Raw genomic sequence first — 26,207 nt, forward strand, 5'->3', positions numbered from 1 at the left:
TCAAAATAAATTACTGTAAAAATTCTTACAAATAAAATGTTTTTTATAAATTGTTTTCTTTAATTAATGGAGATTTATGCGTTATGTAACTTTAATTTTTTATTGCTTGTATTTCTGTTGGAGCACTTCAAATTCGCAACCAAGAAAATATAAAATACACACTATAGCATTTTACAATTTTGAAAATTTATATGATACTGTAAATGATGATTTTACAAATGATGATGAATGGACGCCAACAGGAACTCAGCATTGGACAAAAGAAAAATACGAACAAAAACTAAAAAATCTGGCAAGAGTAATTGCAGAAATTGGAACACCGGAAAACTCTAATGCGCCGGTTTTATTGGGCTGTGCTGAAGTTGAAAACAGAGCGGTTTTGGAAGATTTAATTAAAGAACCGAAGCTGCAACAATTTGATTTCGGAATTATTCATTTTGATTCACCAGATAAACGCGGAATTGATGTGGCATTGCTTTATCAGAAAAAATATTTTCGACCGACTTCTTTTTCTAATATTCCTTTAATTATTTACAAAAAGAATATTCCAAAGAAAGAAGAAGAGTCTGAAATTTTAGACGATGAAATCGAAGTTAAAAAAGAAAATAGCAATCGTGTTTTTACTCGGGATCAGCTTTTAGTTTCGGGTTTTTTAGAAAATGAAGAAATGCATATTATTGTCAATCATTGGCCTTCCCGATCTGGCGGAGAAAAGGCTACAACTCTTTTTCGGGAAGCAGCGGGCAAATTAAACCGGAAAATTATTGATTCCTTGCAACAAATTAATCCGCAGGCAAAAGTGATGACGATGGGAGATTTTAATGACGGACCTATTAATACTAGTATAAAAATTGCTTTAGGAGCAAAAGGAAAAAAGTCAGAAGTCTCAGCATTTGGTGTTTTTAATCCGTTTGAAGAATTGGTAAATAAAGGAATGGGAACAATTGCTTTTAGGGATTCCTGGAATATTTTCGATCAAATTATCATGACAGAGTCTCTAATAAAATCTGATTTTACAACTTTTAATTTTTGGAAAGCAAATATTTTTAACCGACCTTATATCATTCAGAGTTCAGGACAATACAAAGGTTATCCACTGCGGAATACATTGACAGAAGCAGGTTTCAGTGATCATTTTCCTGTTTATATTTATTTGATAAAAGAATTTTAAATGAGTTTTCAGTCGCAGTCGCAGTTTTCAGTTATTAACTGAGACTGTAAACTGAGACTGAAAACTTTTCATTACCTTAGCTTTTCATAAATTTTGAATAAAAATGGCTATAGCAAAACCTTTCAACTTAACTAAATGGATTGACGAAAACCGTCATTTATTAAAACCGCCGGTTGGAAATAAAAATCTTTACGTAGATTCTGGTGATTATATCGTAATGATTGTGGCGGGACCAAATGCGAGAAAAGATTATCATTATAACGAAACAGAAGAACTTTTTTATCAATTAGAAGGCAGTATAAAAGTAGTAATTCAGGAAGATGGTGAACGTAAGGAAATGGAATTAAATGCCGGTGATATGTATTTACATCCTGCAAAAGTACCACATTCTCCTGTTCGTTCAGAAGGTTCTATCGGATTGGTAATTGAACGTAAACGTGCCGGACAAGGTTTCACCGATGGCTTGCTTTGGCATTGTGACAATTGTAATTATAAGCTTTATGAAGTGTATTTTGAACTACACAATATCGAAAAAGATTTCCTTCCTCACTTTGAGCATTTTTACAATTCAGAAGAATTAAGAACCTGCGATAAATGCGGAACTGTAATGGAAACGGATCCTAGATTTGTGGAGAAAAAATAAAGAATAAATGTTTTAAATTAAACCCAATAAGAATTTGATTCTTATTGGGTTTTGTTTTTAATAATGTTAAAAAACAACATTTGGCTCTTTTTTGATATATATTTGTATTGTAAATGAAATAAAAAATATTCATAAATGATACAAGAAATAATCGCATATAAGAATATAGTTGATAATATTGAGGTTTTAATGGAAAAATCTCCTTATAAGAAAAAATATATAATTGAAAAGGTAGGAATTCCTAGTCCTACTTTTTATCGAAAATTGAAGGCACAATCATTTACTCCAGATGAAGTATTATCTATCGCAAAAGTACTTTCTCCTGAAGAAAATTTTAGACTGGAATTAAAGGCAGAGATTGAGCAGGCGAAACGTGAGTTTGAAGAAGGAAACTTTACAACTCATGAGGACATGCTGATTGAACTAAAGAGAAAGGGAATTATCTAATGAAGATCGAAGATTGTTAAAGGTTTTTGGCGATTATCATGAAACCTAATTAAAAGAATAAAGTTTTTATTGATAATGTAATATAGAGATGTATGCTTCGAAATTAATATTTCATTACACTCCAAATCATCTCTAAATTTACCTAAAGAAGGGTTTTTGGAAATCAAGTCAAGAATTTTTAGAACTTCATTGGCGAATTTTTTTGCAATTTCATTATTTCTGTAATGAATTAAATAATCTCGTGTTTTATAAAAAGTATAATTAGCATTTGTTGACCAAATAATTTTCATAGTTCAAAAAATATTTAGCTAAAATATAAAAAATAACTTACAAAACTAAGCTCTACAACTCAAACTTTTTCCCTTGCTCAGGATAAATAATCATCAATCTTAGATCATTTTGATTTTTTAACTGCTCTTTAATTTTAGAAATATTTTTTGTTGGAGGTTTTAAATGTGTAATAATGATTTTAAAATTCTTTAAAGAACCTTTTCCAGCCAAATCTTCCAAAACATGAAGTTCTTTCATTAAATAATTTGGCGTTAAATGCCCAAATAGAAATTTATCTGGTTGTTCATTTGGAAATGAAACTTCAATAAAAATCCCTTTCAATTGTTTGGCTTTTATCAAAGGAGCAATGGAAGTCCAGAGATTACGAAGATTATTGCTTTTTTCTACCTCGTCGGGTCCCGTATCTCCTAAATATAAAGCGTAACTACTATCATTTTTAACTAAAAAAGCAGTGCTTTCAAAAGGATTGACATGGCTTAACGGAAAAGCTTTAACGGCCATTTTAGTGTTTGAAATCGGAGTTTCTTCACGGATATTTAAAGTCTGAAAGTGATACTTTTTCAATGGAAATCCGGGGCCTTTATCTCCAAAATTTGCCCAAGTCTGGTCATTAAAATAATGATTTTCCATCATTTCCATGCATTTTTGTGTTGCATAAACTGTTTTGGAAGAATCGGCAGGAGAATTGATTATTAAACCCGAAACATGATCTAAATGAGCGTGAGATATCAAATAACCTTTGATGTATTTTTTTAAAACTTCGCTGGTTGAAACTTTAAATACTTTGTTTTCAATTGCTTTTTCGATTCCGGCATTTATAGTTCCGGCATCTAAACAGATAAAATCTTTTGTATTGATTGGTGCTAATAAATATGCTGAAAGATTTTTTTCGTCAATTCCGCCTTTTACCCCTAAAGGAACAACCTGAAAAGAAGAATTTTCTTTTTGAGAAAAAGCATTTGATGTAATTAAAAGAAAGCAAAGTAATATTCGGTAAAAATGAAGCATATTTTTTATTTTAATTAGTGCAAATTTCATTAAATAAATTCAATTAATAAGTTTCCATTTCTGTTAATCCTAGTAAATAACCTTAAATTTACGTCTATTTATAAATTAACTTCAGTCAGAAATTAATTCTAAAACAATATCTTTACATTAGTAATATAACAATTTTAACTAAAAAAGTTACAATGACAACAATAGCATCGCAATTTGGAATGAAGGAAGCTCTGGAAAAATTGGGCATCAAAACGATAAACGAAGGAACATCAACAGGAATAAATAATTTTTCATCTGGAGAAATTTTAGAAAGTTATTCGCCAGTTGATGGAAAATTAATCGCTTCGGTAAAAATGTCATCATCTGAGGATTATGAAAAAGCAATTCAAACCGCAGCAGAAGCTTTTAAAACTTTTCGATTAATTCCTGCGCCACAACGAGGTGAAATTGTACGTCAGTTTGGAGAAAAATTACGTCAAAATAAAGAAGCACTTGGTAAACTGGTTTCTTACGAAATGGGAAAATCATTGCAGGAAGGTTTTGGAGAAGTTCAGGAAATGATTGATATCTGCGATTTTGCTGTTGGTTTATCGCGCCAGTTACACGGATTAACGATGCATTCTGAAAGACCGGGACATAGAATGTATGAACAATATCATCCGTTGGGAATTGTTGGAATCATTTCGGCGTTTAATTTCCCGGTTGCGGTTTGGTCCTGGAATACAGCATTAGCATGGATTTCTGGCGATGTATGTGTTTGGAAACCTTCAGAAAAAACACCTTTATGTGGTATTGCCTGTCAAAATATAATTGCTCAGGTTATTAAAGAAAATAATCTGCCAGAAGGAATTTCTTGTTTGATCAATGGAGATTATAAAATAGGAGAATTAATGACTGCCGATACTCGTATTCCACTTGTTTCTGCAACAGGTTCGACTAGAATGGGAAAAATTGTAGCCCAGAAAGTTGCCGGAAGATTAGGAAAATCATTATTAGAATTAGGAGGAAACAATGCCATTATTGTCACTCCGGATGCAGATATAAAAATGACTGTTATCGGAGCTGTTTTTGGAGCAGTTGGTACAGCTGGACAACGTTGTACTTCTACCCGAAGATTGATAATTCATGAAAGCATTTATGATAAAGTAAAAGATGCTTTAGTTGCTGCTTATAAACAATTAAGAATCGGAAATCCGCTTGACGAAAATAATCATGTTGGACCGCTAATTGACGTTCATGCTGTTGAAATGTATGCTGCAGCATTAAATAAAGTAGTGGCCGAAGGCGGAAAAATTTTGGTCGAAGGAGGAGTACTTTCAGGAGAAGGTTATGAAAGTGGCTGTTATGTAAAACCAGCAATTGCTGAAGCTGAGAATTCTTTTGAAATTGTACAGCACGAAACATTTGCTCCGGTTTTATATCTGATAAAATATTCGGGAGAGGTTGATAATGCAATCGAAATTCAGAATGGCGTTGCGCAGGGATTATCGTCGGCAATTATGACCAATAATTTAAGAGAAGCAGAAAGATTTTTATCTGTAACAGGTTCTGACTGCGGAATTGCCAATGTTAATATTGGAACTTCAGGAGCTGAAATTGGAGGTGCTTTTGGTGGTGAAAAAGAAACCGGCGGAGGACGTGAATCAGGTTCTGATGCCTGGAAAATTTATATGAGACGTCAGACCAATACCATTAATTATACTACAAATCTTCCGTTAGCACAGGGAATTAAATTTGACTTGTAGTACAAGAAGTTTGAAAATAAATACAACCGCTTTTTTCATTATTTGAGAAAAGCGGTTTTTTTAATGGCAAAATTTGTAGTATTTTTATTTTAATTTGTATTCGCCTTTATTTCTCAAACATCTTTATTGATGCTTAATTTATAAGAAACTAAAAATGACTTTATTTTTTTTGGCCGGACTTACTCCTTTTGGATATGCATTTATTGGACTACTCTTTTTGTCATTCTTTTTAGCATGGCTTTGGCTTAAATCAACTGCTAAGTCTAAAAAGCCAGGTTGTTTGTCAATAGGATTTGGAGGAATTCTTATTTGGTTTGTTTTAATGTTTCCTACTTCTTTTACGTTTTCAATTATTGAAAGCGGGAATGATGTTGCCAAAATTGGAGTAGCGATTTTTTGGATCTTAGTTCTGACTTTGGTTATCTATTTTTGTTTGGCAAAAAATACCACTACTGTGAAAAAAATCATTTTCACGTTTTTTAAATATCTGTTTTTCCTAATCGTTTTAGGTTTGTTTTTGGTTTTATTCTTTGGAATGGTCTTTTATGTTTACCAAAGGCTTTTTACATCAGAAAAAAATGAAGATCCGGTATGGGTTGCTTTCCTGTGTATCTTTTTTGTAGCAACACTAATTTTAGCAGGTTTCGGACTTCTGAGTAGAAATAAAGAAGAAAAGAAAAAAGAAAAAACAACTTTCTACAATTTGGAAGACGCTAAGTTAAAACCGGAACTAGTTATAGAACTTGACCTGTCTAAAACAAAACTAAAGGTATTTCCAGTAGAAATTTTACATTTTAAAAACTTGAAATTTCTAATTTTAAGTCACAATGAAATTACCGAAATCCCAAATGAACTTAATAAATTAGACAAACTTATCGGTTTGGATTTGAGCAATAATCCAATTTCCGATTTAGAAAGAAATAGAATTAGAAAATTACTTTCTAAGGAAGTCGAAATTGTATTTTAAGCCTTTGAATAAACTATTTGCCATTTTAATTATGAATGATTTTTTGAATTTTCTTACTCAAAATGAAGCGGACGGAGGAACTGTTATATTTTTAATGATTTTCAGTTTAGGAATTGCTTTATTTCAAACAGTAATTTTTTCGGGCTTATTTAATTTGAAATTTCCCAGTTGGCTCTTTTTTGTAGTGTCTCCAATGCTTATTGGTATTAGTTTTCTAATTAATAGTAGTTATCCTTTTGCAGTTGTTTTATTTTTATTTGCTTCAGTCTTTCTTTTCGCTATTATTGGAATGATTGTTTCGGGAATTCGCACTAGTAAAGAAGAAAAAGCAGAAAGAGAAAAATTCAACCGAAAACACAATATTCAAAAAACGCCGTGGACTAAAAAAATCCTTGGAATATTTGTATTGATTTGTCTTATTCTGGCTTTTATTTATTTGGGGGAAAATGGAAACCTGAAACTTCTTTTTCTAATTATTCCCGGTTTCATTATCGTAAGTAATATATTTTTTCCAAGTAAAAAAAGCAAATTTATGAGGCTGCAGGCTATTTTGCCAACCTCAAAGATTGATGCTGTAGCAATGGGTCAAGTTGAAATTGTAGGCGATTTAGAAGAAATCGAAACCATTATTTCGCCTTACTTTAATAAACCTTGTATTGGATATTATTACAAAATTGAAAAAGAAAGCCCACCTGATGATGACGGAAGAACCACTTACAGTACCATTTTTACAGAAATTAAAACAGGAAAATTTAAGATAAAAGATGAAACGGGATCTGTAACTGTCGATGGGGAAGGATTAGAATATTATTTCACCAGAATTGACAATCAGGCAGGTGGAAAAACCAGACATACTGAAACTTATCTAAAAAATAATGATTACATGCTTCTTATTGGTTATGCCGATTCAGACAATGGTAATACCATAATAAAAAAAGGAAGTTCGGATACTTTTGGAATAGCTATGCCACGAAATATATCATTCAGAAATAAATATAAACCATTATTAGATTCTTTTTTGGTGACTTTATTTTTTATCTCTCTTATACTCATTTATATCATTTTAAATTAAAGAAAATATGACTGCTCAAAACATTGCCATAATTGCCGGATTGCTTCTGTTGCTTATCTTTTTTAATGTTTTTATTAGAATTTACAATAAGCTGGTTATGCTTAAGAATAATTATGAGAAAGCATTCAGGAATATTGATGTTATTCTGATGCAGAGAGCTGAAGAGGTTCCGGAACTGGTAAAAGTAGCTTCTAAATTTATGGAACACGAAACAGCAATGCTGACTAGTTTGACCAAATTAAGAACTGATTTTTTAAATTCAAAAACGGTTGAAGAAAAAATAGAAAATGCCAATGAATTTTCAAAAACCATGAAAAATCTGTTTGCTGTTTCAGAAAATTATCCGGCTCTTTTATCCAATAATAACTTTCTGGAATTGCAGAAAAGAGTTTCACAAATGGAAGATAAAATCGCAGACAGACGAGAGTTTTTTAATGATAGTGTAAATCTATACAATGTCGGGATTCAGGAGTTTCCTAATTTTATTTTAGCAAAAATGATTGGCTATAAAACGCAAGGTTTATTCAATGTAACACCTGAAGAGAAGAAATACGATGGAATTCAGTTTTAATACTTTCTTTGGTTATGAAACTAAGATTAATAATCTTGGTGATCAGGTTTTAATTTATGGTTTTGCAACCGTAATTTTTAGTATTGTTGCACTGTTGTTTATTGCCCTATTTATTAGAAAAATTGGTCTTAATAGTCTGAATAGCTATTTTATTAATCCTTTGATGTTGTCTTTAGGATTGACATTGTTTGTGGCTATTTTGCCAACAATTATTTTTTATGTAGTTGCTTTAGATGTTTCAGGTGTAAAGATTGTTTATAGCTGGATAACTATTTTTGTCGGAATGTTTTTGTTTGTTCTGCTAAATCTTCAGACTATTAAAGATTTATTCAACGAACGTGTTAAGATGAGTGAACAAGAAGAATTTAGAAATCGAAAGAGATAAATAATAAAAAGGCTTCCAAATTCTGGAAGCCTTTTTGTTTGAGTTAATTGAGTTTATTTTTTGATAATCTTTTTAATAACGATACCATTATCAGTTTTAATTTTAACGATATAATGCCCCGTAGTTAAGTGGCTCATATCAATTGATTCTGTATTTTTTTCAATTGTTTTTACTAATGATCCAAGAATATTGTAGATCTCAACTTTTTGAACATTGTCACTTAAAATATACATTTGATTCGTTACAGGATTTGGGTAAACAACCAAATTTTGAGTTTCAGCATACTGATCTATTTTTAAAGTGCCGCTATAAGCAGTTTTGATGTAAAAAAGATTTGCGGTGTCTTTTTTTGCAATAGTATGATTTCCAGCTGGAAGAGTCACCGTAATTATTCCGGCTGTCGCAGTATAATTTGTTCCGTCAATTTTTGCAGTTCCTACAGCTTCTACTAATACAAGTGTTAAAGTGCTTGACTGCGTTGTAGTATATGTAATGCTGGTTGCCGTTTCGAGTTTTAAGCATTGTGTCAAAGTTAGGCCATTATAAGTTACAGTTCCTTTGTTTGTTGCAAGATTACCGCTAATAGTGTAGAATGTACTACTTGTTCCGGATTCTGTGAAATTATGTATTTGATCTCCCGCTGGAGGGGTCACAGTACCTTCAACAGTAATAGTTCCAGTTGCATTTGCAGGAGTTCCGCCTGTTCCGCTTGTAGCGATGGAGAAAGAAACATTAGCTGTTGGAGTTCCGGAAATTGTAATGGTTTTGTCGGTAGTGTTTTTTACAAAACTTATTCCTGAAGCTGGTAATCCGGTTACTGTAGCATTTGTTGCATCACCACCCCAGGTAAAAATCATTGGTTCTATTGCTGTTCCTGCACTTACTGTCTGATTATTGTCCGTTTCTGTAGTTAAAGTTTGAGAACTTTCAGCAACAGGTGTTTCACCTTGTACATTTACTAAACCAGTTTGATAATTTAATAATTTAGTTTGCAATCCTGTATTAACAGCGTCTGATTTATCATCTACAGAATTGTCAAATGCCCATTGTAAATCACCTCCATAAATACGTCCTGCATATTGCATTACGTTCGTTTTTGCAGTTTCCGGACTATCTGGTGTATAAGTATACATTACACTAGAATTGGTGTCAAAATTATTATAGGTCTTGGTCCCTTTTTTCGATTTTATAGTATTGCTAACAGTTTCATTTCTTGTTGATGCTAAATAAGCATCAAACTCAACAGGATAACTAGTAGCATTATAAGCTACAAAACGAGTTTCCCCGCTTATTGTGTTATTGAAGGCTTTTATTGTTCCCCCGTCTTCACTTGAAAATGTTCCGCCAGTACCATAAAAAATATCGGTTCCCTGCATAGAAGTCAGCATTGGGTATTTACAGTTTCTAAAAAAGTTGGCTTCCACAAAAACAGAAGACCCCATAGTAGATCCTACACCATATTTTGAATTTCCGTCATAATAATTGTTATAAACATGTGCTGAATAGTAACGAACGCGAGGATGACGGGAATCAGAATGGTCATACCAGTTATGATGATAGGTAATATACAGCCCTTCAGTAGTTCCTTCGCTTAAACCTAAAAGGTTGCATTTTCCTGAATCCCAAAAGTGATTGTATGAAAAAGTTACGTAAGTCGATTTTTTACAGTCTAATGCACCATCTCCTTTTAGCTGATCGGCATCACTTCCAGCTTTTCCATAAAAGAAATCGCAGTTATGAACCCAAACATAATCGTTGTCTTGCTGAAGTCCAATATTATCCCCTTCGTCACTAGCGCAATTCATAATTCCAATATTTCTGATTTCAATGTTTGAAGCATTTTTGACTCTTATTCCCCAGCCGTCTGCTGTAGCATCATTTCCAATTCCTTCCAACGTTATATAGGCGTTAGCATTCTTTTTATTTTCGATAACCAAATCTCCATTTAACATGTAAGATAAATTAGTAATCTGTCCAATCATTCGGATAATTAAAGGTCTGGTATCGCTTCCTTTTTTAAATCCGTCCAGAATAGTTTGTAATCCTACACATGGATTTGAAGTTGCTCCGGTAACATTTAAAGAAACTGTATTTTTGGTTTTTTGTGTAATGTAGATAATGACAGCATTGCTTTTTGGTGTTCCATCTGCATTGTAAGCGCCCGGAACACGCCCGGCGTTAAAAGCAAATCCGCTTCGATCATGTGCTTTAACCGTTAGTGTACCAGTTGTGGATCCTGTTCCTTCTGCACCAGCAGAAATTGGTTTTACGGTTATGGTATAAGTTCCCGCAGCGAGCCCTGGGATGTCAGCACGAAAGTAAGTACCATAATTACGTATTAGTTCAGTATCAATTTTTTTATTGGTTTGCCCACCTCCCGTGTAATAGACATTGTAACTATCTGCACCGGAAACAGGTGTCCATTTTACAAAAGCAGATTCCAGCCAGCCTGAGGATTCAGTAAATGTTATTTGTGCCGATAGTTGTATCGAAGCAAATAGCAAAATCAGGTAAAGTAATTTTTTTTTCATAATCTGTGGTTTTTGAGGTTGTTTAGTTTTTGTGGTTTTTTTAATTACAATTTCCAGTATAACGGTAAGAAAATTGTAATCGATTACACAAAAATATGTATATTTTTTGAATTCTTATTATTTTTAACACAAATAAATGAATAGTGTAAAAATAACACAATTTAATTATTGAACATGTAATAAATTGCATTTTAATGTAATTTATTACATGTTCAATAAAATAAGGGGGTGAAAGATTTTTTTAAGTTAATTCTTATTTTTTAAGTTGCCGATTTTGCAAATTGAGACTTGATAATTTTTTCAAAAAAGAGGTGGGATTTTTTATACAATTAAAAAGTTGTCTGTATATAAGGATATTAAATTTATAGTAAAATTTAAAAAAAGGCAATAAAAAAGCCTTTTTGAGTAAAATCAAAAAGGCTATAATATATTTTAAATGAGACTTATTAGTCTCTGCTCGCTATTTTTGCAAAAAGTCTTAAGAATTCAATATACAACCAAACCAATGTAATCATTAATCCCATTGCTCCGTACCATTCCATAAATTTTGGCATTCTTTCTTTTGCACCTTTTTCAATTAAGTCAAAATCCAAAAATAAATTAAGTGCAGCTATCACGATTACAAAAACACTAATCCCGATACTCATCATAGAATTTCCATAATGAACAGGAGTATAGCTTGTGAAAAGAGAGAAAAGCCATGAAATCAAATAGTAGGTTGCAATAGCTAATGTAGCTGCAACCACCACAGATTTAAATTGTTCTGTAACTTTAACAATTTTAAATTTGTATAAACCAAGGCAAACTAAGAAAGTAACCAAAGTTGCTCCAACGGCATTAATTACAATACCAGGGAATTTCAATTCAAATATGGCAGAAATACCACCTATAAATAAACCTTCAAATAATGCATATCCAGGGGCTAGGTAAGGAGAAGCCTGAGGTTTGAAAGCAGAAACCAATACAAGAATAAAACCAACGATAGCACCACCAATAGTAGGTAACATAGGATTCATTCCATTGAATGCCATCCACCAGGTCACCATAGCGGCACCGCATAAAATTAGGAACAGGATTGCTGTTTTGTTAATTGTTCCGGATACCGTCATTTCCTGATTGTAATCAATAATCTGAGCCTGATGTACTTCTGTTCTTGGTTCAGCATTTGATGAAAAACGCTTACTGTTTAAAAATGGATTTTTTGAATTAAAGTTCATAATCTATACATTTAATTGAATTCAAATATATGGAGTTTTTTTGAAGTGCAATTGGATAGAAGAATTTTTTAACATGAATTTCTCTTCTTTATTTCCATAAAAAAAATCCATCAAATTGCGTTTGATGGATTTTTTTTTATGAATTGTATTTTTATCTTATTGTAATAAGTCTAAAACTAATGAAGGAAATAAACCTAAAATGATGTTTAATGCAATTGATATTACTGCTGTAGCATAAATAAGAAATGGTTTTCCTGTTCTTTCCTGATTAGGTTCTTTAGAATACATGGCAATAATTAACTTGAAATAATAGCCAACACTGATAATTGAGTTGATTACAGCTACAATTACTAAACCAATATATCCAGCCTGAATTGTTTGGTTGAATAAAAACAATTTAGCGAAGAATCCGGAGAAAATTGGAATTCCGGCCATTGATAATAAAGAAGCTGTAAGAACAGCAGCCAACAACGGATTTGTTTTTCCTAATCCGTGGAAATTTGTAATGTCTTCGTTATCATGATCTCTGCATACATATAAAATAACACTAAAGGCAGCAATTCCAGACAATGCATAAGCAGCAGTGTAATATAATAAGACACCAGCTGAAGCAGAAACCGTTAATAAAGTCATTAACATGAAACCTGCATGAGAGATTCCGGAGAAAGCAAGCATACGTTTTACGTTTACTTGTCTCAATGCCATAATATTTCCAACAGTCATCGAAGCAATAGAAATAATAACTACTATAACTTCAAATGTATTTAAAAGATCTTGATTTTCTAAAGAAGAAATTACGTTCATACCAGAAATCAGCTTAAATAGAGTAGCAATAGCTACTACTTTTGCCAATGTGCTCATTAGCGCCGTTGTTAAAGCAGGAGAACCTTCGTATACGTCTGGAGCCCAGAAGTGGAAAGGAACCGCAGCAACTTTAAATAACATTCCGACAATCATTAAAATTAATCCAATAGGAAACCAAATTGGTAATTCTGCTGATAATGCACTTTCATGAATTTCGCTGATATCAAAACTTCCCATTGCTCCGTAAATCAAACAGATTCCAAACAAAATAATTCCGGAAGCAAATGATCCCATCAAGAAATATTTCATACCTGCTTCATTACTTTTGATATTTAAACGATCACTTGCCGCTAAAACATATAAGGCAATAGATAAGATTTCAATCCCTAAAAAGAACATGGCTAAGTTTCCAAAAGAAACCATCGCTACGGCTCCAGCAAGTAAGAAAACTTTAATCGCAACGTAATCAGAAATTTTTGCTGGATGATTGTGATAAAAATTATGACTTAACGCTACAAGGAAAATCGTCAAAACGATAAACAAAGATGAAAAAGTTGTAGAAAACTTACTCACTGCTATCATATTGTTGTAATAACTTTGTTCTGTTCCAAATTCGCAATAGTTAAGAGCCAGCACACCTAATAAACCTAAAATGGTAATAGGAACAATGGCCTTTCTTAAATTAAGAATTTCAAACAATAGGCAGAAAATACCCAATCCTGTTATAGCTATTAATGTATTCATTTTTATCTTTTTGATTTAGGATTTCAATTTTAGCTGTAATCCTAATTTATTTTTTGTTTAAAATATTAGTTCTTATTGATAACTTGTAAAATGTTTTCCAAGCTTGGTGTAATCAAATCTGTAATTGGTTTTGGATAAAATCCGAAGAACAATAAAACAGCGATAATTACAGTAAATGAAATTCCTTCGTTAAGCGTAACATCAGCAAAAGTTTTAGAATTTGTTTCGCCCAACATAACATGCTGGAACATTCTTAACATATAGTAAGCTCCCAAAATGATTGTTGTTCCACCAAGAATAGCAAACCAAATATTTACTTGAGATAAACTGTATAATACGGTAAATTCCCCAACAAAGTTAAATGTACTTGGCAACGCAACAGAAGCCAAAACTAAGATTAAAAACATTGAAGTAAATTTTGGAGACTGTGTACGAATACCGCCCATTTCGCCAATTTCTCTAGTCTCGAATCTTCTGTAAATTACTTCAGCAGCAAAGAATAATCCCACTACAACAAAACCGTGAGCGATCATTTGCATTACAGCTCCTCTAAAACCATCAAGAGTTAGAGTGTAAGATCCTGCAGCAATTAATCCAACGTGAGCAAGAGAAGAATAAGCTAATAATTTTTTTAAATCTTTTTGTCTCAATGCAACGATTGAACCGTAGATAACACCTGCAATTCCTAAGGCAATAAAGATATACATGTATTCTTTAGCGGCGATTGGTGCAAGTGGCAATTGCCAACGAAGAACACTGTACAATCCCATTTTTAGCATGATACCAGATAAAAGCATTGTTCCAACTGTTGGTGCTTTTTGGTACACATTTGCCTGCCAGGTGTGGAAAGGAATAATTGGAATTTTGATAGCATAAGCTAAAAAGAAAGCCAGGAAAATCCAGAATTGCTCACAAGCAGATAAGTTTACTTTGTATAAATCTTCGATTAAGAAAGAACCTGCTTTTGTGTATAAGTAAATAAAAGCGGTTAACATGAACAACGAACCCGCAAGTGTGTAAATAAAGAATTTAACCACTGCTTTTCTGCGTTCTTCAGCATCTCCATTACCCCAGATTAAAGCAATAAAATAAATTGGAATAAGTGCCAACTCCCAGAAAATATAGTATAAAAGACCATCTGCTGCTAAGAAAGTACCCGTCATAGCAAAAGCCATAAACAAGATTAATCCGTAAAAAGCTTTGGCGTTTTTATATTCATTTCCAAAAGAAGAAAATATGATAATCGGAGTTAAAGCTGCAGTTAATAAAACCATTGCAAGCCCAAGTCCGTCTGCATTTAAAGCAAAAGAAATTTTTGGCTGAGTAATCCAGCTGTTGATTACGCTGATATTTTCGCCAGCATTATAATTATTCAATAATACAATTGAACATCCTAAAGCAACTAAACTAAAAAGTAAAGCAACTTTTGAAGCTAGTTTGTCACCAGAAAAATAAGTGGCAAATGCACCAATTAAAAGTATAATTAATATAGTAGAAACGTTCATAGTAATAATATTATTGAGCTAAAAATATATAGGAAACAATTGCGCAAAGTCCTAAAACAAAAACAAATAGATATAATCCTATACTTCCGGTTTGTAATTTTTTTCCTTGGAAAGCAATCTCATTTGCTATTTTACCTAATCCGAATACAAGGGCAGATAATCCTGTTTCGATATAATCTCTAAAGAATTTAGACAGACTATTAACAGGAGCTACAAATACTGCATCGTAAACTTCGTCTACATAGTATTTGTTATACAATACTTTGCTTAAACCAGTGATGTTTTCATCAGCCTCCGGAACATTATCTTGTTTAAAGTATTTAATGTACGCAATTAAAATTCCTAATAATCCGCCTAAAACAGCAACACCCATTAAAGCGTATTCGGTTGTGCCTAAATGATGTTCTTCGCCTGCTGCTTTTGTGAAAAGAGGAGCAAGGTACTCATTTAACCAGCTGTTTCCAGGTAAACTTATTAATCCACCAAAAGTTGCTAAAATAGCTAAGATGATAAGCGGAATAGTAATTAATGAACCACTTTCATGTAAATGATGTTTTTGCTCTTCAGTTCCTCTGAATTCTTTGAAGAATGTTAAGAACATTAAACGGAACATATAGAAAGCTGTCATGATTGAAGCAACTGATCCAACAACGTATAATGGAATGCTATGGTGGAAAGCAGTCAATAAAATTTCGTCTTTAGAGAAGAATCCAGAGAAGAATGGAACTCCTGAGATTGCTAATGAAGAAATCAACATTGTCCAGAAAGTAATTGGCATCGCTTTACGCAAACCTCCCATGTTACGCATATCTTGTTCTCCGTGTAAACCATGAATAACAGATCCGGAACCTAAGAATAAACAAGCTTTGAAGAAAGCGTGAGTAATTACATGGAAAACCGCTACTTCATAAGCCCCAAATCCTAAAGCTAAAAACATTAAACCTAATTGTGAAACTGTAGAATAAGCTAATACTTTTTTGATATCTGTTTGCACTAAACCAATTGTCGCAGCAACCAATGAAGTCACAGCTCCAATAATTGCAATTACATTTTGTACGTCATGAGCAAGATCAAAAACAAAGTTTAATCTTGTTACCATAAAGATACCAGCTGTAACCATCGTAGCCGCGTGGATTAATGCAGAAACTGGAGTTGGCCCAGCCATCGCATCAGGTAACCAAGTGTATAATGGAATTTGAGCAGATTTACCACAAGCTCCAATAAATAAACATAAAGCTGCTAAAGAAAGTAATGGTAAATTTAAGTTAGAAGCTCCGGCAATTGCCGTTTTTAAAGTTGCATAATCTAATGTTGAGAACATTGAACCAATGATAAACATTCCAATTAATAAACCTAAATCTCCAATTCTGTTCATGATGAAAGCTTTTTTTGCAGCATCATTATAATCCTGGTTTTTATGCCAGAAACCAATTAATAGGTAAGAACAAAGTCCAACACCTTCCCATCCGATGAAAAGAACTAATAAGTTGCTTCCAATTACAAGTGTAATCATGAAGAATACGAATAGATTTAAATAAGCAAAGAATTTGTGCATATTCTCATCATCATGCATGTAACTGATAGAGTATAAGTGAATCAAAGATCCAATTCCTGTCACAAAAAGTAACCAAAGAACAGATAATTGATCTAATAAAAATCCAAGATTGATTTTTAAGTTGCTGATTTGAATCCAATCAAATAAAGTAACCTCAATTCCTTTTCCGGTTGAAGTTATTTGATTAAAAAGTAAAAGAGAAACAACAAAAGAAATTGCTACGGCAATAGTTCCGATTGCACCAGAAACTGTTTTTCCTAAGCTTTTTCCAAAAAAGACATTTACCAGAAAACCTAGTAAAGGAGTTAAAACTAAAATTAAAGCTAAATTGGTATCCATTTCTGATTATCCTTTTAAATTTTTTAAATTATCGATACTAATTGATCCGATATTTCTAAAGATAGAAACTAAAATGGCCAATCCTACCGCAACTTCGGCTGCAGCAACCGCCATCGAGAAGAACACAAAAACTTGTCCTTGTGCATCTTGATGATAAGTTGAAAAAGCAACAAATAAAAGGTTTACCGCATTCAACATAATTTCGATAGACATGAAAACGATAATAGCATTTCGTCTGTACAATACACCAAAAATACCAATACAGAAAAGTACAACACTCAAAAAGATGTAGTTTTCAATACCTATTTGATTTAATATATTACCCATTATTTATTTAATTTTTCTTTTTTAGACAATAGAACTGTTCCAATCATGGCAACTAAAAGTAAAACTGAAGCAAATTCGAAAGGAACCATATATTCATCCAGTAATATTTTACCTAAAACTTTAATAGACTGGAAATCTTCTCCTGTAGAATCATATTCTCCAACAATTGGTTTAGAGTTAATGAAGATCGTGATTAAAACAATCAGGATTAAACAAAAAGATACAATTGCTCCTAAACGAGTAATTCTGGGACGGTGAACTTCTCGCTGTTCGTTCAGGTTCATTAACATGATCGTAAACAGGAACAGAATCATAATAGCACCGGAGTAGACTATGATATGTACAACAGCTAAAAACTGAGAATTTAATAATAAATAATGACCAGCAATCGAGAAGAAACAAATCACTAAGTAAATAGCGGAGTGAATTGGGTTTCTGCTGAAAATAGTCAGGAAAGCAGTAATAACAGTAATAAACGCTAAAAAGCAAAAGATAACTTGAACAGTTGTTGCGTGTGCAAAATCAGGAATATGTATCATTTAGTTAGCGTTTTTAAGTTGAGCATTTTTCATAGCCATTTCTAAAGGCATCACTAATTTATCTTTCCCGAAAATGAAATCTTCTCTGTTATAGTTAGCAGGAACTAATACTTTAGAAGTAGTTAAGTAAATAGCATCTTTTGGGCAGGCTTCTTCACATAAACCGCAGAAAATACAACGAAGCATGTTGATCTCGTAGATTTCAGCATATTTCTCTTCTCTGTATAAGTGTTTTTCATCCGCTTTACGTTCAGCTGCTTTCATAGTGATTGCTTCTGCAGGGCAAGATAAAGCGCATAATCCGCAAGCTGTACAGTTTTCACGGCCTTGCTCATCGCGTTTCAGCATGTGCTGACCACGATAAACCGGGCTCATTTCTCGAACCTGCTCAGGATAGTGAATGGTAACTTTTTTTCTAAAAAGGTGTTTTACGGTAATAAACAAACCTTTTACAATCGCCACAAGATACAATCGCTCAACAAAAGACATGTCCTTATTTGACACCACCTTTTTTCTACCCGATAATGATATAGTTTCTATTGACATTTTTACTTGTATAGTTTATGATTCAAAATTTGAGTATTCAAATTCAAATCTATTTTGTTTTTTATTTGTGAATAATTACGGGTTCTTAGAATCCTAAGAAAGCTGCAATATCGTGTCTTAATATTACAATACCTGTAATCATGATATTAACGATTGAAAGCGGAATTAAAATTCTCCAGCCCAAGTGCATTAATTGGTCATATCTAAATCTTGGAATTGTCCAACGTACCCACATGTAGAAAAATATGAAGAAACATATTTTTGTAAATAATGCTGCAATTCCTAATAAGTTAGCTGTGTTTACACCAACATTTTCTACCATCCATTGCATTCCCGGATAGTTGTATCCACCGAAGAATAAAACAGAAATAATAGTAGAAGAGATAAACATACTAGCATATTCAGCAAATAGATAGAATCCCATTTTCATTGACGAATATTCTGTATGGTAACCCCCAATTAACTCGTTTTCACATTCTGCTAAATCGAAAGGCGTTCTGTTTGTTTCTGCAAATGAACAGATTAAGAAAATTAAAAATGATAATGGCTGATAAAAAACATTCCAGTTCATTCCTTGTTGCTGTAATGAGATTTCTTTTAAACTCATTGTTCCGGTCATCATCAATAAAGCAATCATAGATAATCCCATTGCGACTTCATAAGAAACCATTTGTGATGCTGCACGAATTGCTCCCATTAACGAGAACTTATTGTTAGAAGCCCATCCACCAATCATGATACCATAAACTCCAACAGAAAGAACTCCAAAAATGTATAATAAAGCAATATTTACATCTGTAGCCTGAAGGATAATATCTCTTCCAAAAAGATGAAGTCTGTCTCCCCAAGGAATTACAGCACTAGTCATTAAAGCTGTACTCATGGCAATTGCCGGCCCTACAACGAATAAAAATCTATTTGGTGTGTTTGGGAAAAACTCTTCTTTAGAGAATAATTTCATACCATCAGCAAGCGGCTGTAATAAACCTCCCCATCCGGCGCGGTTTGGTCCAACACGGTCCTGCAAGAAAGCAGCAACTTTACGTTCTGCCCAGGTAGAATACATCGCCATGATCATTGTTACCGCAAAAACGACAACAATTACAACACTTTTTTCTATAATAAATGCACTTTCCATACTATTTTTGATCTTTATCAGTTAATGGAATTGCTGCCATACTAATCTTTTTGCGGTCGATATCTCTACCTAAAAGGATATTCTTTTCAGTATCGATTGTAACTTTCTCTAATTTTTGAGTGTAATTGTTTTGGTTGATTACAGAATCTTTTTCAAATTCTCTAGGACCTTCAATAACCCAGTCTTTTACATCTTTGTGATCAAAACGACAGCTGTTGCAGATGAATTCTTCCACTTCATGGTACTCGTCTTTACGACCAGTTACACGCTGAATTTCTCCACCAAACATCCAAACGGTTGTTTTACCACAACATCCTGGAGTTGTACATTCTCTGTGTGCATTGTAAGGTTTGTTAAACCAAACTCTTGATTTAAAACGGAAAGTTTTATCTGTTAAAGCTCCAACCGGACAAACGTCAATCATGTTTCCAGAGAACTCATTATCGATAGCTTTAGAAATACCGGTTGAAATATTAGCGTGGTCACCACGATCCAATACTCCGTGAACTCTGTTGTCTGTCAATTGATCTGCAACTTGTACACATCTTTGACATAAGATACAACGGTTCATATGCAGTTGAATATTTGGACCAATATTCTCTGGTTCAAATGTTCTTTTTTCTTCAATATAACGTGATTTTGGATTTCCGTGCTCAAAACTTAAATTTTGAAGATCACATTCTCCCGCCTGATCACAAATTGGACAGTCTAATGGGTGGTTGATTAATAAAAATTCTGTTACAGATTTACGCGCTTCGGTAACTCTGGCAGAAGATTTACTGTTTACTTCCATTCCATCCATACATCCTGTTACACAAGATGCCATTAATTTTGGCATTGGTCTTGGATCAGCTTCACTACCTTTAGAAACTTCAACTAAACAACAACGGCATTTTCCACCGCTGCCTTTTAATTTTGAGTAATAGCACATGGCTGGCGGTACCAAATCTCCACCAATCATACGTGCAGCCTGCAGGATCGTTGTTCCTGGCTCTACGTCTATACTTTGACCGTCTATGGTTACTTTCATCTCTTTATTTTGTTTTTTTAGTTTCAGGTTTCAGGTTTCACGTTTTCACTTGAAACTTTAAACTATTTTAAACTTTTTTGTTGAAAGTCGGAATATTGAAAAGAATTGCTGTCCTTTTTAACATTATGAACTTTATAACTTTGTGCTTTTTATTTTTTATACAATTACTTTACCGCCTACTAAATGCTTTACTTGCGAAAAAGGCTCAGCAACAAAGTGATCTCTATTTTTAATTTTTTCTGGGAAACGAACGTGATATTCAAATTCATCTCTAAAGTGACGAATTGCAGCTGCTACTGGCCAAGAAGCTGCGTCTCCTAAAGGGCAAATTGTGTTTCCTTCAATTTTACTCTGAATGCTCCACAATAATTCGATATCTTCTTCACGGCCTTGACCGTTTTCGATTCTCCATAAGATTTTTTCTAACCATCCTGTTCCTTCACGGCAAGGAGTACATTGTCCGCAAGATTCATGGTGGTAGAAACGAGCAAAGTTCCAAGTGTTTCTTACTACACAAGCAGTATCGTTATAAACAATAAATCCTCCGGAACCTAACATCGATCCGGTAGCAAAACCACCATCACTTAAAGATTCGTAAGTCATTAAACGATCTTCGCCATTTGCTGTTTTGAAAATTAACTCAGCTGGCAAAATTGGCACAGAAGAACCTCCCGGCACAAATGCTTTTAATGGACGGCTTGAAGACATTCCTCCTAAATATTCATCAGAATTCATGAATTCGTCTACGCTTAAACCTAATTCAATTTCATAAACTCCAGGATTTTTGATGTGTCCAGAAGCAGAAATTAATTTAGTTCCAGTAGAACGGCCAATTCCAATTTTAGCATAATCGTCACCAGAATTGTTTACAATCCAAGGCACAGTCGCAATAGTTTCAACGTTGTTTACTACTGTTGGATTTGCCCAAAGTCCTGAGACCGCTGGGAAAGGTGGTTTAATACGAGGATTTCCTCTTTTACCTTCCAAAGACTCAATAAGTGCAGTTTCTTCTCCACAGATATATGCTCCAGCTCCACAGTGTACGTGAAGTTCAAGATCATAACCTGTTCCTAATATATTTTTTCCTAACCACCCTGCAGCTTTAGCCTCGGCGATTGCTCTTTCTAAAATTTTGAAGACCCACATATATTCTCCACGGATGTAGATATAAGATAGGTTAGCGCCTAAAGCGTAACTTGAAGTAATCATTCCTTCAATCAATAAGTGAGGAATATATTCCATCAAGAATCTATCTTTGAATGTCCCTGGCTCCGATTCGTCGGCGTTACACACTAAGTGTCTTGGTCTTCCTGATTTTTTATCAATAAAACTCCATTTCATTCCAGCAGGGAAACCTGCACCACCACGACCACGTAATCCTGATTTTTTTACTTCCTCAGTTACTTCGTCTGGAGTAAGGGTTTTTAAAGCTTTTTCTACAGAAGCATAACCACCATTTTGGCGATAAACTTCGTAGGTTTTAATTCCAGGAATATTGATTTTATCTAATAATATTTTTTGTGACATCTTATTTATCGTGTAATATTATTTTATCCTCTTTACAATCAGCAATAATCTGATCGATTTTTTCTTCTGTCAGTTTTTCTTTGTAGAAATCACCTAACTGCATCATCGGAGCGTATCCGCAAGCGCCTAAACATTCTACACCAGCAATGGTAAACATTCCGTCTGGAGTTGTTTCGCCCATTTTAATGCCGAGTTTTTCAGAAGTATAATCCATCAAATCTTCAGCACCTCTTAAACAACAACAAGAAGTTTGGCAGAACTCAAACATGTACTTACCAATTGGCTTTTGGTTGAACATCGTGTAGAAAGTAACCACTTCATAAACCTCAATCGGTTTTATCTGAAGAATCTCGGCAACTTTATCTTGCAGTTCAATACTAAGCCAGTTGTTATGTGCATCCTGAACTTCGTGCAAAACAGGCAATAAAGCCGATTTTTGTTTGCCCTCAGGATAATGACTAATTAATTCATTGATGCGGTTCATCAATGCCTCAGTCATGTTTATTTCTTGTTTGTAATGTTTTCTTTCCATTTTATTCTTGTTTTGCCACAAAGGCGCAAAGGCACAAATTTTTTAATCTAAATTTTATCTTCTAAAATCTAAATTTTTTAGGCGTCTAATTCTCCCGCAATTACGTTCAAACTTGACAGGATGATAATTGCATCAGAAAGCATAGCGCCTTTTATCATTTCTGGGAATGCTTGATAATAAATAAAGCATGGTCTTCTGAAATGTAATCTATATGGAGTTCTGCTTCCGTCAGTTACTAAATAGAAACCGATTTCTCCATTTCCTCCTTCTACAGGGTGATAGATTTCTGCAACTGGTACAGGAACTTCTCCCATTACGATCTTAAAGTGATAAATTAAAGATTCCATAGAAGTGTAAACATCTTCTTTTGGAGGAAGGTAGTAATCTGGAACTTCAGCATGATATTCGTTTCCTGGAGGCATTTTTTCCAATGCCTGACGAATAATGCTTAAACTTTCCCAAACTTCAGCATTACGAACACAGAAACGATCGTAAGTATCTCCTGATTTTCCAACAGGAACAATAAAATCGAAATCTTCGTAAGATGAGTAAGGCTGAGCTACACGTACATCATAATCAACTCCGGCAGCACGTAAGTTTGGACCTGTAAATCCGTAAGCCATTGCTTTTTCAGCAGTAATTCCACCTACGTTTACAGTTCTGTCAAGGAAAATTCTGTTTCTTTCGAATAAGTTTTGGAATTCCTGCCATACTGGAGGGAATTCTTCAAGGAATTTATCTAGTTTTTTGAAAACTTCCGGAGACCAGTCTCTTTCAAAACCACCAATTCTCCCCATATTTGTAGTCAAACGAGCTCCACAAATTTCTTCGTAGATTTCGTAGATCTTTTCTCTAAATTGAAAAACGTATAAGAAACCAGTATACGCACCAGTATCAACCCCTAGAATCCCGTTACAGATAATGTGATCTGTAATACGAGCCAGCTCCATCACGATAACTCTTAAATATTGAGCTCTTTTAGGAACTTCAATACCCAATAGTTTTTCTACAGTCATCCACCATCCCATATTGTTAATAGGAGAGGAACAGTAGTTCATACGGTCTGTAAGAGGAGTAATTTGATAAAAAGGACGATTTTCGGCAATTTTTTCGAATGCTCTGTGGATGTAACCAATGGTTGGCTCAGCCTCAAGAATTTTTTCACCATCCATCAACAGGATATTTTGGAAAATACCGTGTGTTGCAGGGTGTGTAGGACCTAAATTCAGTACAGAAAGTTCGCTTCCGTCTTCGTTTAGTCTCTCCTTAATTATTTTAGCATATCGATGCTCTGGTGGTAATAATAGTTCTGACATTTTATAATGTTGAATTATTTTTTAGCAATTTGTTGTTGTTCTTCCAAAGAATCTGTCGTCTTTGTCGGTTCTTCCGCTGTCTTCCATTGGGAATTCTTTTCGCATCGGATGAGACACCATTTCGTCCATATTCAAAATACGTTTCAATTGAGGATGTCCAATAAAGTCAATTCCGTAGAAATCGAAAGTTTCTCTTTCCATCCAGTTTGAACTCAGGAAAATATTTGAAATCGATTTTATTTCTGGTTTTTCACCATTCAGGAAAACTTTGATTTTTAATCTTTTGTTTTCGTACCAGTTGTGTAAATGATAAACAACTGCAAACTGACGTTCACTTTCATTATCAGGATAATGGATACCACATAGGTCAGTTAAGAAATGAAATTTTAATTCCGGATCGTTTTTAAGGAATAGAATCAATGGTGTAATTTTATCAGCAGAAGCTTCTAAAGAAAAAATATCTCTCTCTTGCTGAAAGTTGAAAACATCGTTATTAAATGTTTCAGTAAGTTTATCTTGGATCAGGGTGTTTTCTAAAGCCATTTTATGAGATATTATAGGAAGCTAATAATTCTTGGTATTCCGGAGAGCTTCTTCTTCTTACAGATTCACTTTTTACCAGGTCCTGAAGTCTCATTACTCCATCAACAATTTGCTCTGGTCTTGGAGGACAACCTGGAACGTAAACGTCAACCGGAATTACTTTGTCTATTCCCTGAAGAACAGAGTAAGTATCAAAAACTCCTCCTGAAGAAGCACATGCGCCAACAGCAATAACCCAACGAGGTTCAGCCATTTGCTCATATACTTGTCTTAAAATTGGAGCCATTTTTTTCGAAATAGTTCCCATTACAAGTAACATATCTGCCTGGCGAGGAGAGAAACTCACACGCTCAGAACCAAAACGCGCTAAATCGTAGTGAGATGCCATTGTAGCCATAAATTCGATACCACAGCAGGATGTCGCGAAAGGAAGCGGCCATAATGAGTTGGCTCTTGCTAAACCAACAACATCACTAAGTTTTGTAGCGAAGAAGCCTTCACCATTAAGACCTTCTGGCGGTGCAACCATATTTACTTTTGAATCGCTCATTTTATTTTAGATTTCTGATTTTAGATTTTGGATTTTTTGAAATCGTAAAAGGTAAAATCAATTTTTTAAATCAAATTTTGTTGAGGATTAAATTTTAAATTTTAACTCTAAATCATTTAAATCTAAAATCAGAAATCTAAAATCTAAAATCTCTAAATTATTCCCACTCTAATGCTTTCTTTTTGATAATGTAAAAGAAACCAACTAAAAGTAAAGACATGAAGACAATCATCTTTAACATTCCTTCAACTCCTAAGTCTTTGAAGTTTACTGCCCAAGGATAAAGGAAAATTACCTCTACATCAAACAATACAAATAAAATGGCTACTAAGAAGTATTTTACAGAAAATGGTATACGTGCATTACCAACAGATTCGATACCACATTCGAAGTTTTTATCTTTTACTTCAGAGGTTCTTCTTGGTCCTAATTTTCCGGAAATAATGATTGTTCCTACCACAAAACCAACAGCCAGAATAAACTGCATTAAAATAGGAATGTAACTGTATTGATCAGATTGCATAAGCTTCGATTTTTTACTTAAAAAATGAGCCACAAAGATAACTTTCAACTCTGTAAAACACAAGCTAAAAAAGGTTTTAAGTAGGGTGCGGAACGGCGTTTATACCTAATTTTTATTGATTATAAATAACATTGTAGAATTTTAATATTTTTTTAAGAAATGAGAAAAAAAAACGTCCCGATACTTCGGGACGTCTTCTGAGACCATTCAGAGGCAAAAAAAATAAATTGCTATATTTTTCTTAGATTACTGCTACTTTAGCAGCAACTTTCCCTTTTCTTCCTTCTTCTTCTTCATAGCTTACACGGTCACCTTCGCGTAATTCTTCCGCGTTAATTCCTGAAGCGTGAACGAAGATATCCTTTCCTGTTTCTTCGTCTGTAATGAATCCATAACCTTTAGATTCATTGAAAAATTTTACTGTACCTGTACGCATTGTAATTGTAATAATAATTTATAATAAAGCAAATGTAACATATAAATTCATACAAAAGACACAAGGGTGTTAATTTTTTGTAAAAATTATTGATTTCCAGTGTTTTTACGTGGTTTATTGCGTCAAATTTTATATGAAATACGATAAATTGAGAATCATTAATTGTAAGAATATTAAAAAAGGCAATTTGTAAGAATTTCATTTTGCGAAAAAT

Annotated in this window: 27 protein-coding genes; 8 read left to right on the plus strand and 19 right to left on the minus strand. The window is 33.6% G+C overall.

The window, feature by feature from the left end; genetic code table 11:
• Nucleotides 1-76 precede the first annotated feature (76 nt).
• The 3 genes from ACFS3A_RS21310 (at nt 77) to ACFS3A_RS21320 (ending at nt 2,261) form a co-directional block, all read left to right on the plus strand.
• Nucleotides 77-1,171, plus strand: coding sequence for an endonuclease/exonuclease/phosphatase family protein (locus ACFS3A_RS21310; protein ID WP_379827583.1), 1,095 nt, complete (start codon nt 77-79; stop codon nt 1,169-1,171).
• 103 nt (nt 1,172-1,274) lie between these two features.
• On the plus strand, nt 1,275-1,814 hold the full coding sequence (locus ACFS3A_RS21315) for a 3-hydroxyanthranilate 3,4-dioxygenase (protein ID WP_379827584.1): 540 nt from the start codon (nt 1,275-1,277) through the stop codon (nt 1,812-1,814).
• Between the two features lie 135 nt (nt 1,815-1,949).
• On the plus strand, nt 1,950-2,261 hold the full coding sequence (locus tag ACFS3A_RS21320) for a hypothetical protein (RefSeq protein ID WP_379827585.1): 312 nt from the start codon (nt 1,950-1,952) through the stop codon (nt 2,259-2,261).
• Here the strand turns inward: ACFS3A_RS21320 and ACFS3A_RS21325 are convergent.
• The gene (locus tag ACFS3A_RS21325) at nt 2,258-2,551 is read right to left on the minus strand and encodes a type II toxin-antitoxin system RelE/ParE family toxin (RefSeq protein ID WP_379827586.1); all 294 of its coding nucleotides are present in this window, start codon (nt 2,549-2,551) and stop codon (nt 2,258-2,260) included. The two genes, ACFS3A_RS21320 and ACFS3A_RS21325, sit on opposite strands and share 4 nt — an antisense overlap.
• Before the next feature lie 52 nt (nt 2,552-2,603).
• A complete protein-coding gene (locus ACFS3A_RS21330) occupies nt 2,604-3,560 on the minus strand; it encodes an MBL fold metallo-hydrolase (RefSeq protein ID WP_379827588.1) in 957 nt (318 codons plus the stop codon).
• A 182-nt stretch (nt 3,561-3,742) separates the two neighbouring features.
• On the opposite strand from ACFS3A_RS21330, the gene amaB reads away from it, so the two are divergent.
• The 5 genes from amaB to ACFS3A_RS21355 all read left to right on the plus strand — a co-directional run bounded on the left by amaB (nt 3,743) and on the right by ACFS3A_RS21355 (nt 8,291).
• Complete coding sequence (gene amaB / locus ACFS3A_RS21335) at nt 3,743-5,296, plus strand: L-piperidine-6-carboxylate dehydrogenase (protein ID WP_379827590.1); 1,554 nt, start codon at nt 3,743-3,745, stop codon at nt 5,294-5,296.
• Between the two features lie 154 nt (nt 5,297-5,450).
• On the plus strand, nt 5,451-6,263 hold the full coding sequence (locus tag ACFS3A_RS21340; RefSeq protein WP_379827592.1) for a leucine-rich repeat domain-containing protein: 813 nt from the start codon (nt 5,451-5,453) through the stop codon (nt 6,261-6,263).
• Between the two features lie 31 nt (nt 6,264-6,294).
• Nucleotides 6,295-7,335, plus strand: coding sequence for a hypothetical protein (locus tag ACFS3A_RS21345; RefSeq protein ID WP_379827593.1), 1,041 nt, complete (start codon nt 6,295-6,297; stop codon nt 7,333-7,335).
• A gap of 7 nt (nt 7,336-7,342) precedes the next feature.
• Nucleotides 7,343-7,906 carry a LemA family protein gene (locus ACFS3A_RS21350; RefSeq protein ID WP_379827594.1) on the plus strand — a complete coding sequence of 188 codons (564 nt, stop codon included), beginning with the start codon at nt 7,343-7,345 and terminating at the stop codon, nt 7,904-7,906.
• Nucleotides 7,890-8,291, plus strand: a complete 402-nt coding sequence (locus tag ACFS3A_RS21355; RefSeq protein ID WP_379827595.1) for a hypothetical protein — start codon at nt 7,890-7,892, stop codon at nt 8,289-8,291. The genes ACFS3A_RS21350 and ACFS3A_RS21355 overlap by 17 nt, the downstream gene beginning before the upstream one ends.
• Before the next feature lie 53 nt (nt 8,292-8,344).
• Here the strand turns inward: ACFS3A_RS21355 and ACFS3A_RS21360 are convergent, their stop codons facing one another.
• From ACFS3A_RS21360 to ACFS3A_RS21440, 17 genes are all read right to left on the minus strand, one after another.
• Nucleotides 8,345-10,822, minus strand: coding sequence for a pectate lyase family protein (locus ACFS3A_RS21360; RefSeq protein ID WP_379827597.1), 2,478 nt, complete (start codon nt 10,820-10,822; stop codon nt 8,345-8,347).
• A 446-nt stretch (nt 10,823-11,268) separates the two neighbouring features.
• Nucleotides 11,269-12,039, minus strand: a complete 771-nt coding sequence (locus ACFS3A_RS21365) for a Bax inhibitor-1/YccA family protein (RefSeq protein ID WP_379827598.1) — start codon at nt 12,037-12,039, stop codon at nt 11,269-11,271.
• A gap of 156 nt (nt 12,040-12,195) precedes the next feature.
• Complete coding sequence (locus tag ACFS3A_RS21370; protein WP_379827599.1) at nt 12,196-13,587, minus strand: NADH-quinone oxidoreductase subunit N; 1,392 nt, start codon at nt 13,585-13,587, stop codon at nt 12,196-12,198.
• 65 nt (nt 13,588-13,652) lie between these two features.
• Complete coding sequence (locus tag ACFS3A_RS21375) at nt 13,653-15,092, minus strand: complex I subunit 4 family protein (protein ID WP_379827600.1); 1,440 nt, start codon at nt 15,090-15,092, stop codon at nt 13,653-13,655.
• Nucleotides 15,093-15,102: 10 nt separating this feature from the next.
• Complete coding sequence (gene nuoL, locus ACFS3A_RS21380; protein WP_379827601.1) at nt 15,103-16,986, minus strand: NADH-quinone oxidoreductase subunit L; 1,884 nt, start codon at nt 16,984-16,986, stop codon at nt 15,103-15,105.
• Between the two features lie 6 nt (nt 16,987-16,992).
• The gene (gene nuoK, locus ACFS3A_RS21385) at nt 16,993-17,313 is read right to left on the minus strand and encodes an NADH-quinone oxidoreductase subunit NuoK (protein ID WP_008466103.1); all 321 of its coding nucleotides are present in this window, start codon (nt 17,311-17,313) and stop codon (nt 16,993-16,995) included.
• A complete protein-coding gene (locus ACFS3A_RS21390; protein ID WP_091490517.1) occupies nt 17,313-17,852 on the minus strand; it encodes an NADH-quinone oxidoreductase subunit J family protein in 540 nt (179 codons plus the stop codon). The genes nuoK and ACFS3A_RS21390 overlap by 1 nt, the downstream gene beginning before the upstream one ends.
• Nucleotides 17,853-18,398 (minus strand): NuoI/complex I 23 kDa subunit family protein, encoded by a 546-nt coding sequence (locus ACFS3A_RS21395; RefSeq protein WP_379827602.1) that lies wholly within the window; start codon nt 18,396-18,398, stop codon nt 17,853-17,855.
• Nucleotides 18,399-18,483: 85 nt separating this feature from the next.
• Nucleotides 18,484-19,536 carry an NADH-quinone oxidoreductase subunit NuoH gene (gene nuoH, locus ACFS3A_RS21400; protein WP_379827604.1) on the minus strand — a complete coding sequence of 351 codons (1,053 nt, stop codon included), beginning with the start codon at nt 19,534-19,536 and terminating at the stop codon, nt 18,484-18,486.
• Nucleotide 19,537: 1 nt separating this feature from the next.
• Complete coding sequence (locus tag ACFS3A_RS21405; protein ID WP_289664360.1) at nt 19,538-20,566, minus strand: 2Fe-2S iron-sulfur cluster-binding protein; 1,029 nt, start codon at nt 20,564-20,566, stop codon at nt 19,538-19,540.
• A 156-nt stretch (nt 20,567-20,722) separates the two neighbouring features.
• Complete coding sequence (gene nuoF, locus ACFS3A_RS21410; protein ID WP_179003261.1) at nt 20,723-22,093, minus strand: NADH-quinone oxidoreductase subunit NuoF; 1,371 nt, start codon at nt 22,091-22,093, stop codon at nt 20,723-20,725.
• Between the two features lies 1 nt (nt 22,094).
• Nucleotides 22,095-22,625 carry a complex I 24 kDa subunit family protein gene (locus ACFS3A_RS21415; RefSeq protein ID WP_379827605.1) on the minus strand — a complete coding sequence of 177 codons (531 nt, stop codon included), beginning with the start codon at nt 22,623-22,625 and terminating at the stop codon, nt 22,095-22,097.
• 77 nt (nt 22,626-22,702) lie between these two features.
• On the minus strand, nt 22,703-23,941 hold the full coding sequence (locus tag ACFS3A_RS21420; RefSeq protein ID WP_091490525.1) for an NADH-quinone oxidoreductase subunit D: 1,239 nt from the start codon (nt 23,939-23,941) through the stop codon (nt 22,703-22,705).
• A 21-nt stretch (nt 23,942-23,962) separates the two neighbouring features.
• A complete protein-coding gene (locus ACFS3A_RS21425) occupies nt 23,963-24,484 on the minus strand; it encodes an NADH-quinone oxidoreductase subunit C (RefSeq protein WP_379827606.1) in 522 nt (173 codons plus the stop codon).
• Between the two features lies 1 nt (nt 24,485).
• Nucleotides 24,486-25,034, minus strand: a complete 549-nt coding sequence (locus ACFS3A_RS21430) for an NADH-quinone oxidoreductase subunit B (RefSeq protein ID WP_289664363.1) — start codon at nt 25,032-25,034, stop codon at nt 24,486-24,488.
• Nucleotides 25,035-25,191: 157 nt separating this feature from the next.
• The gene (locus tag ACFS3A_RS21435) at nt 25,192-25,557 is read right to left on the minus strand and encodes an NADH-quinone oxidoreductase subunit A (RefSeq protein ID WP_306154575.1); all 366 of its coding nucleotides are present in this window, start codon (nt 25,555-25,557) and stop codon (nt 25,192-25,194) included.
• Between the two features lie 241 nt (nt 25,558-25,798).
• Complete coding sequence (locus ACFS3A_RS21440; RefSeq protein ID WP_007137066.1) at nt 25,799-25,993, minus strand: cold-shock protein; 195 nt, start codon at nt 25,991-25,993, stop codon at nt 25,799-25,801.
• Between the last annotated feature and the right edge of the window lie 214 nt (nt 25,994-26,207).

Origin of the sequence: Flavobacterium notoginsengisoli, from assembly GCF_042686225.1 — a bacterium.
GTDB lineage: Bacteria > Bacteroidota > Bacteroidia > Flavobacteriales > Flavobacteriaceae > Flavobacterium > Flavobacterium notoginsengisoli.

Excerpts from the sequence above, each read along its gene's own strand:
- ACFS3A_RS21365 (WP_379827598.1), bottom strand. The coding sequence starts at position 12,039 with ATGAACTTTAATTCAAAAAATCCATTTTTAAACAGTAAGCGTTTTTCA.
- nuoK (WP_008466103.1), bottom strand. The coding sequence starts at position 17,313 with ATGGGTAATATATTAAATCAAATAGGTATTGAAAACTACATCTTTTTG.
- ACFS3A_RS21340 (WP_379827592.1), top strand. The coding sequence starts at position 5,451 with ATGACTTTATTTTTTTTGGCCGGACTTACTCCTTTTGGATATGCATTT.
- ACFS3A_RS21370 (WP_379827599.1), bottom strand. The coding sequence starts at position 13,587 with ATGAATACATTAATAGCTATAACAGGATTGGGTATTTTCTGCCTATTG.
- nuoH (WP_379827604.1), bottom strand. The coding sequence starts at position 19,536 with ATGGAAAGTGCATTTATTATAGAAAAAAGTGTTGTAATTGTTGTCGTT.
- ACFS3A_RS21440 (WP_007137066.1), bottom strand. The coding sequence starts at position 25,993 with ATGCGTACAGGTACAGTAAAATTTTTCAATGAATCTAAAGGTTATGGA.
- ACFS3A_RS21415 (WP_379827605.1), bottom strand. The coding sequence starts at position 22,625 with ATGGAAAGAAAACATTACAAACAAGAAATAAACATGACTGAGGCATTG.
- ACFS3A_RS21350 (WP_379827594.1), top strand. The coding sequence starts at position 7,343 with ATGACTGCTCAAAACATTGCCATAATTGCCGGATTGCTTCTGTTGCTT.
- ACFS3A_RS21345 (WP_379827593.1), top strand. The coding sequence starts at position 6,295 with ATGAATGATTTTTTGAATTTTCTTACTCAAAATGAAGCGGACGGAGGA.
- ACFS3A_RS21430 (WP_289664363.1), bottom strand. The coding sequence starts at position 25,034 with ATGAGCGATTCAAAAGTAAATATGGTTGCACCGCCAGAAGGTCTTAAT.
- ACFS3A_RS21435 (WP_306154575.1), bottom strand. The coding sequence starts at position 25,557 with ATGCAATCTGATCAATACAGTTACATTCCTATTTTAATGCAGTTTATT.
- ACFS3A_RS21330 (WP_379827588.1), bottom strand. The coding sequence starts at position 3,560 with ATGCTTCATTTTTACCGAATATTACTTTGCTTTCTTTTAATTACATCA.
- ACFS3A_RS21405 (WP_289664360.1), bottom strand. The coding sequence starts at position 20,566 with ATGAAAGTAACCATAGACGGTCAAAGTATAGACGTAGAGCCAGGAACA.
- ACFS3A_RS21355 (WP_379827595.1), top strand. The coding sequence starts at position 7,890 with ATGGAATTCAGTTTTAATACTTTCTTTGGTTATGAAACTAAGATTAAT.
- ACFS3A_RS21395 (WP_379827602.1), bottom strand. The coding sequence starts at position 18,398 with ATGTCAATAGAAACTATATCATTATCGGGTAGAAAAAAGGTGGTGTCA.
- nuoL (WP_379827601.1), bottom strand. The coding sequence starts at position 16,986 with ATGGATACCAATTTAGCTTTAATTTTAGTTTTAACTCCTTTACTAGGT.
- ACFS3A_RS21315 (WP_379827584.1), top strand. The coding sequence starts at position 1,275 with ATGGCTATAGCAAAACCTTTCAACTTAACTAAATGGATTGACGAAAAC.
- ACFS3A_RS21320 (WP_379827585.1), top strand. The coding sequence starts at position 1,950 with ATGATACAAGAAATAATCGCATATAAGAATATAGTTGATAATATTGAG.
- ACFS3A_RS21310 (WP_379827583.1), top strand. The coding sequence starts at position 77 with ATGCGTTATGTAACTTTAATTTTTTATTGCTTGTATTTCTGTTGGAGC.
- nuoF (WP_179003261.1), bottom strand. The coding sequence starts at position 22,093 with ATGTCACAAAAAATATTATTAGATAAAATCAATATTCCTGGAATTAAA.
- ACFS3A_RS21420 (WP_091490525.1), bottom strand. The coding sequence starts at position 23,941 with ATGTCAGAACTATTATTACCACCAGAGCATCGATATGCTAAAATAATT.
- ACFS3A_RS21425 (WP_379827606.1), bottom strand. The coding sequence starts at position 24,484 with ATGGCTTTAGAAAACACCCTGATCCAAGATAAACTTACTGAAACATTT.
- amaB (WP_379827590.1), top strand. The coding sequence starts at position 3,743 with ATGACAACAATAGCATCGCAATTTGGAATGAAGGAAGCTCTGGAAAAA.
- ACFS3A_RS21375 (WP_379827600.1), bottom strand. The coding sequence starts at position 15,092 with ATGAACGTTTCTACTATATTAATTATACTTTTAATTGGTGCATTTGCC.
- ACFS3A_RS21325 (WP_379827586.1), bottom strand. The coding sequence starts at position 2,551 with ATGAAAATTATTTGGTCAACAAATGCTAATTATACTTTTTATAAAACA.
- ACFS3A_RS21360 (WP_379827597.1), bottom strand. The coding sequence starts at position 10,822 with ATGAAAAAAAAATTACTTTACCTGATTTTGCTATTTGCTTCGATACAA.
- ACFS3A_RS21390 (WP_091490517.1), bottom strand. The coding sequence starts at position 17,852 with ATGATACATATTCCTGATTTTGCACACGCAACAACTGTTCAAGTTATC.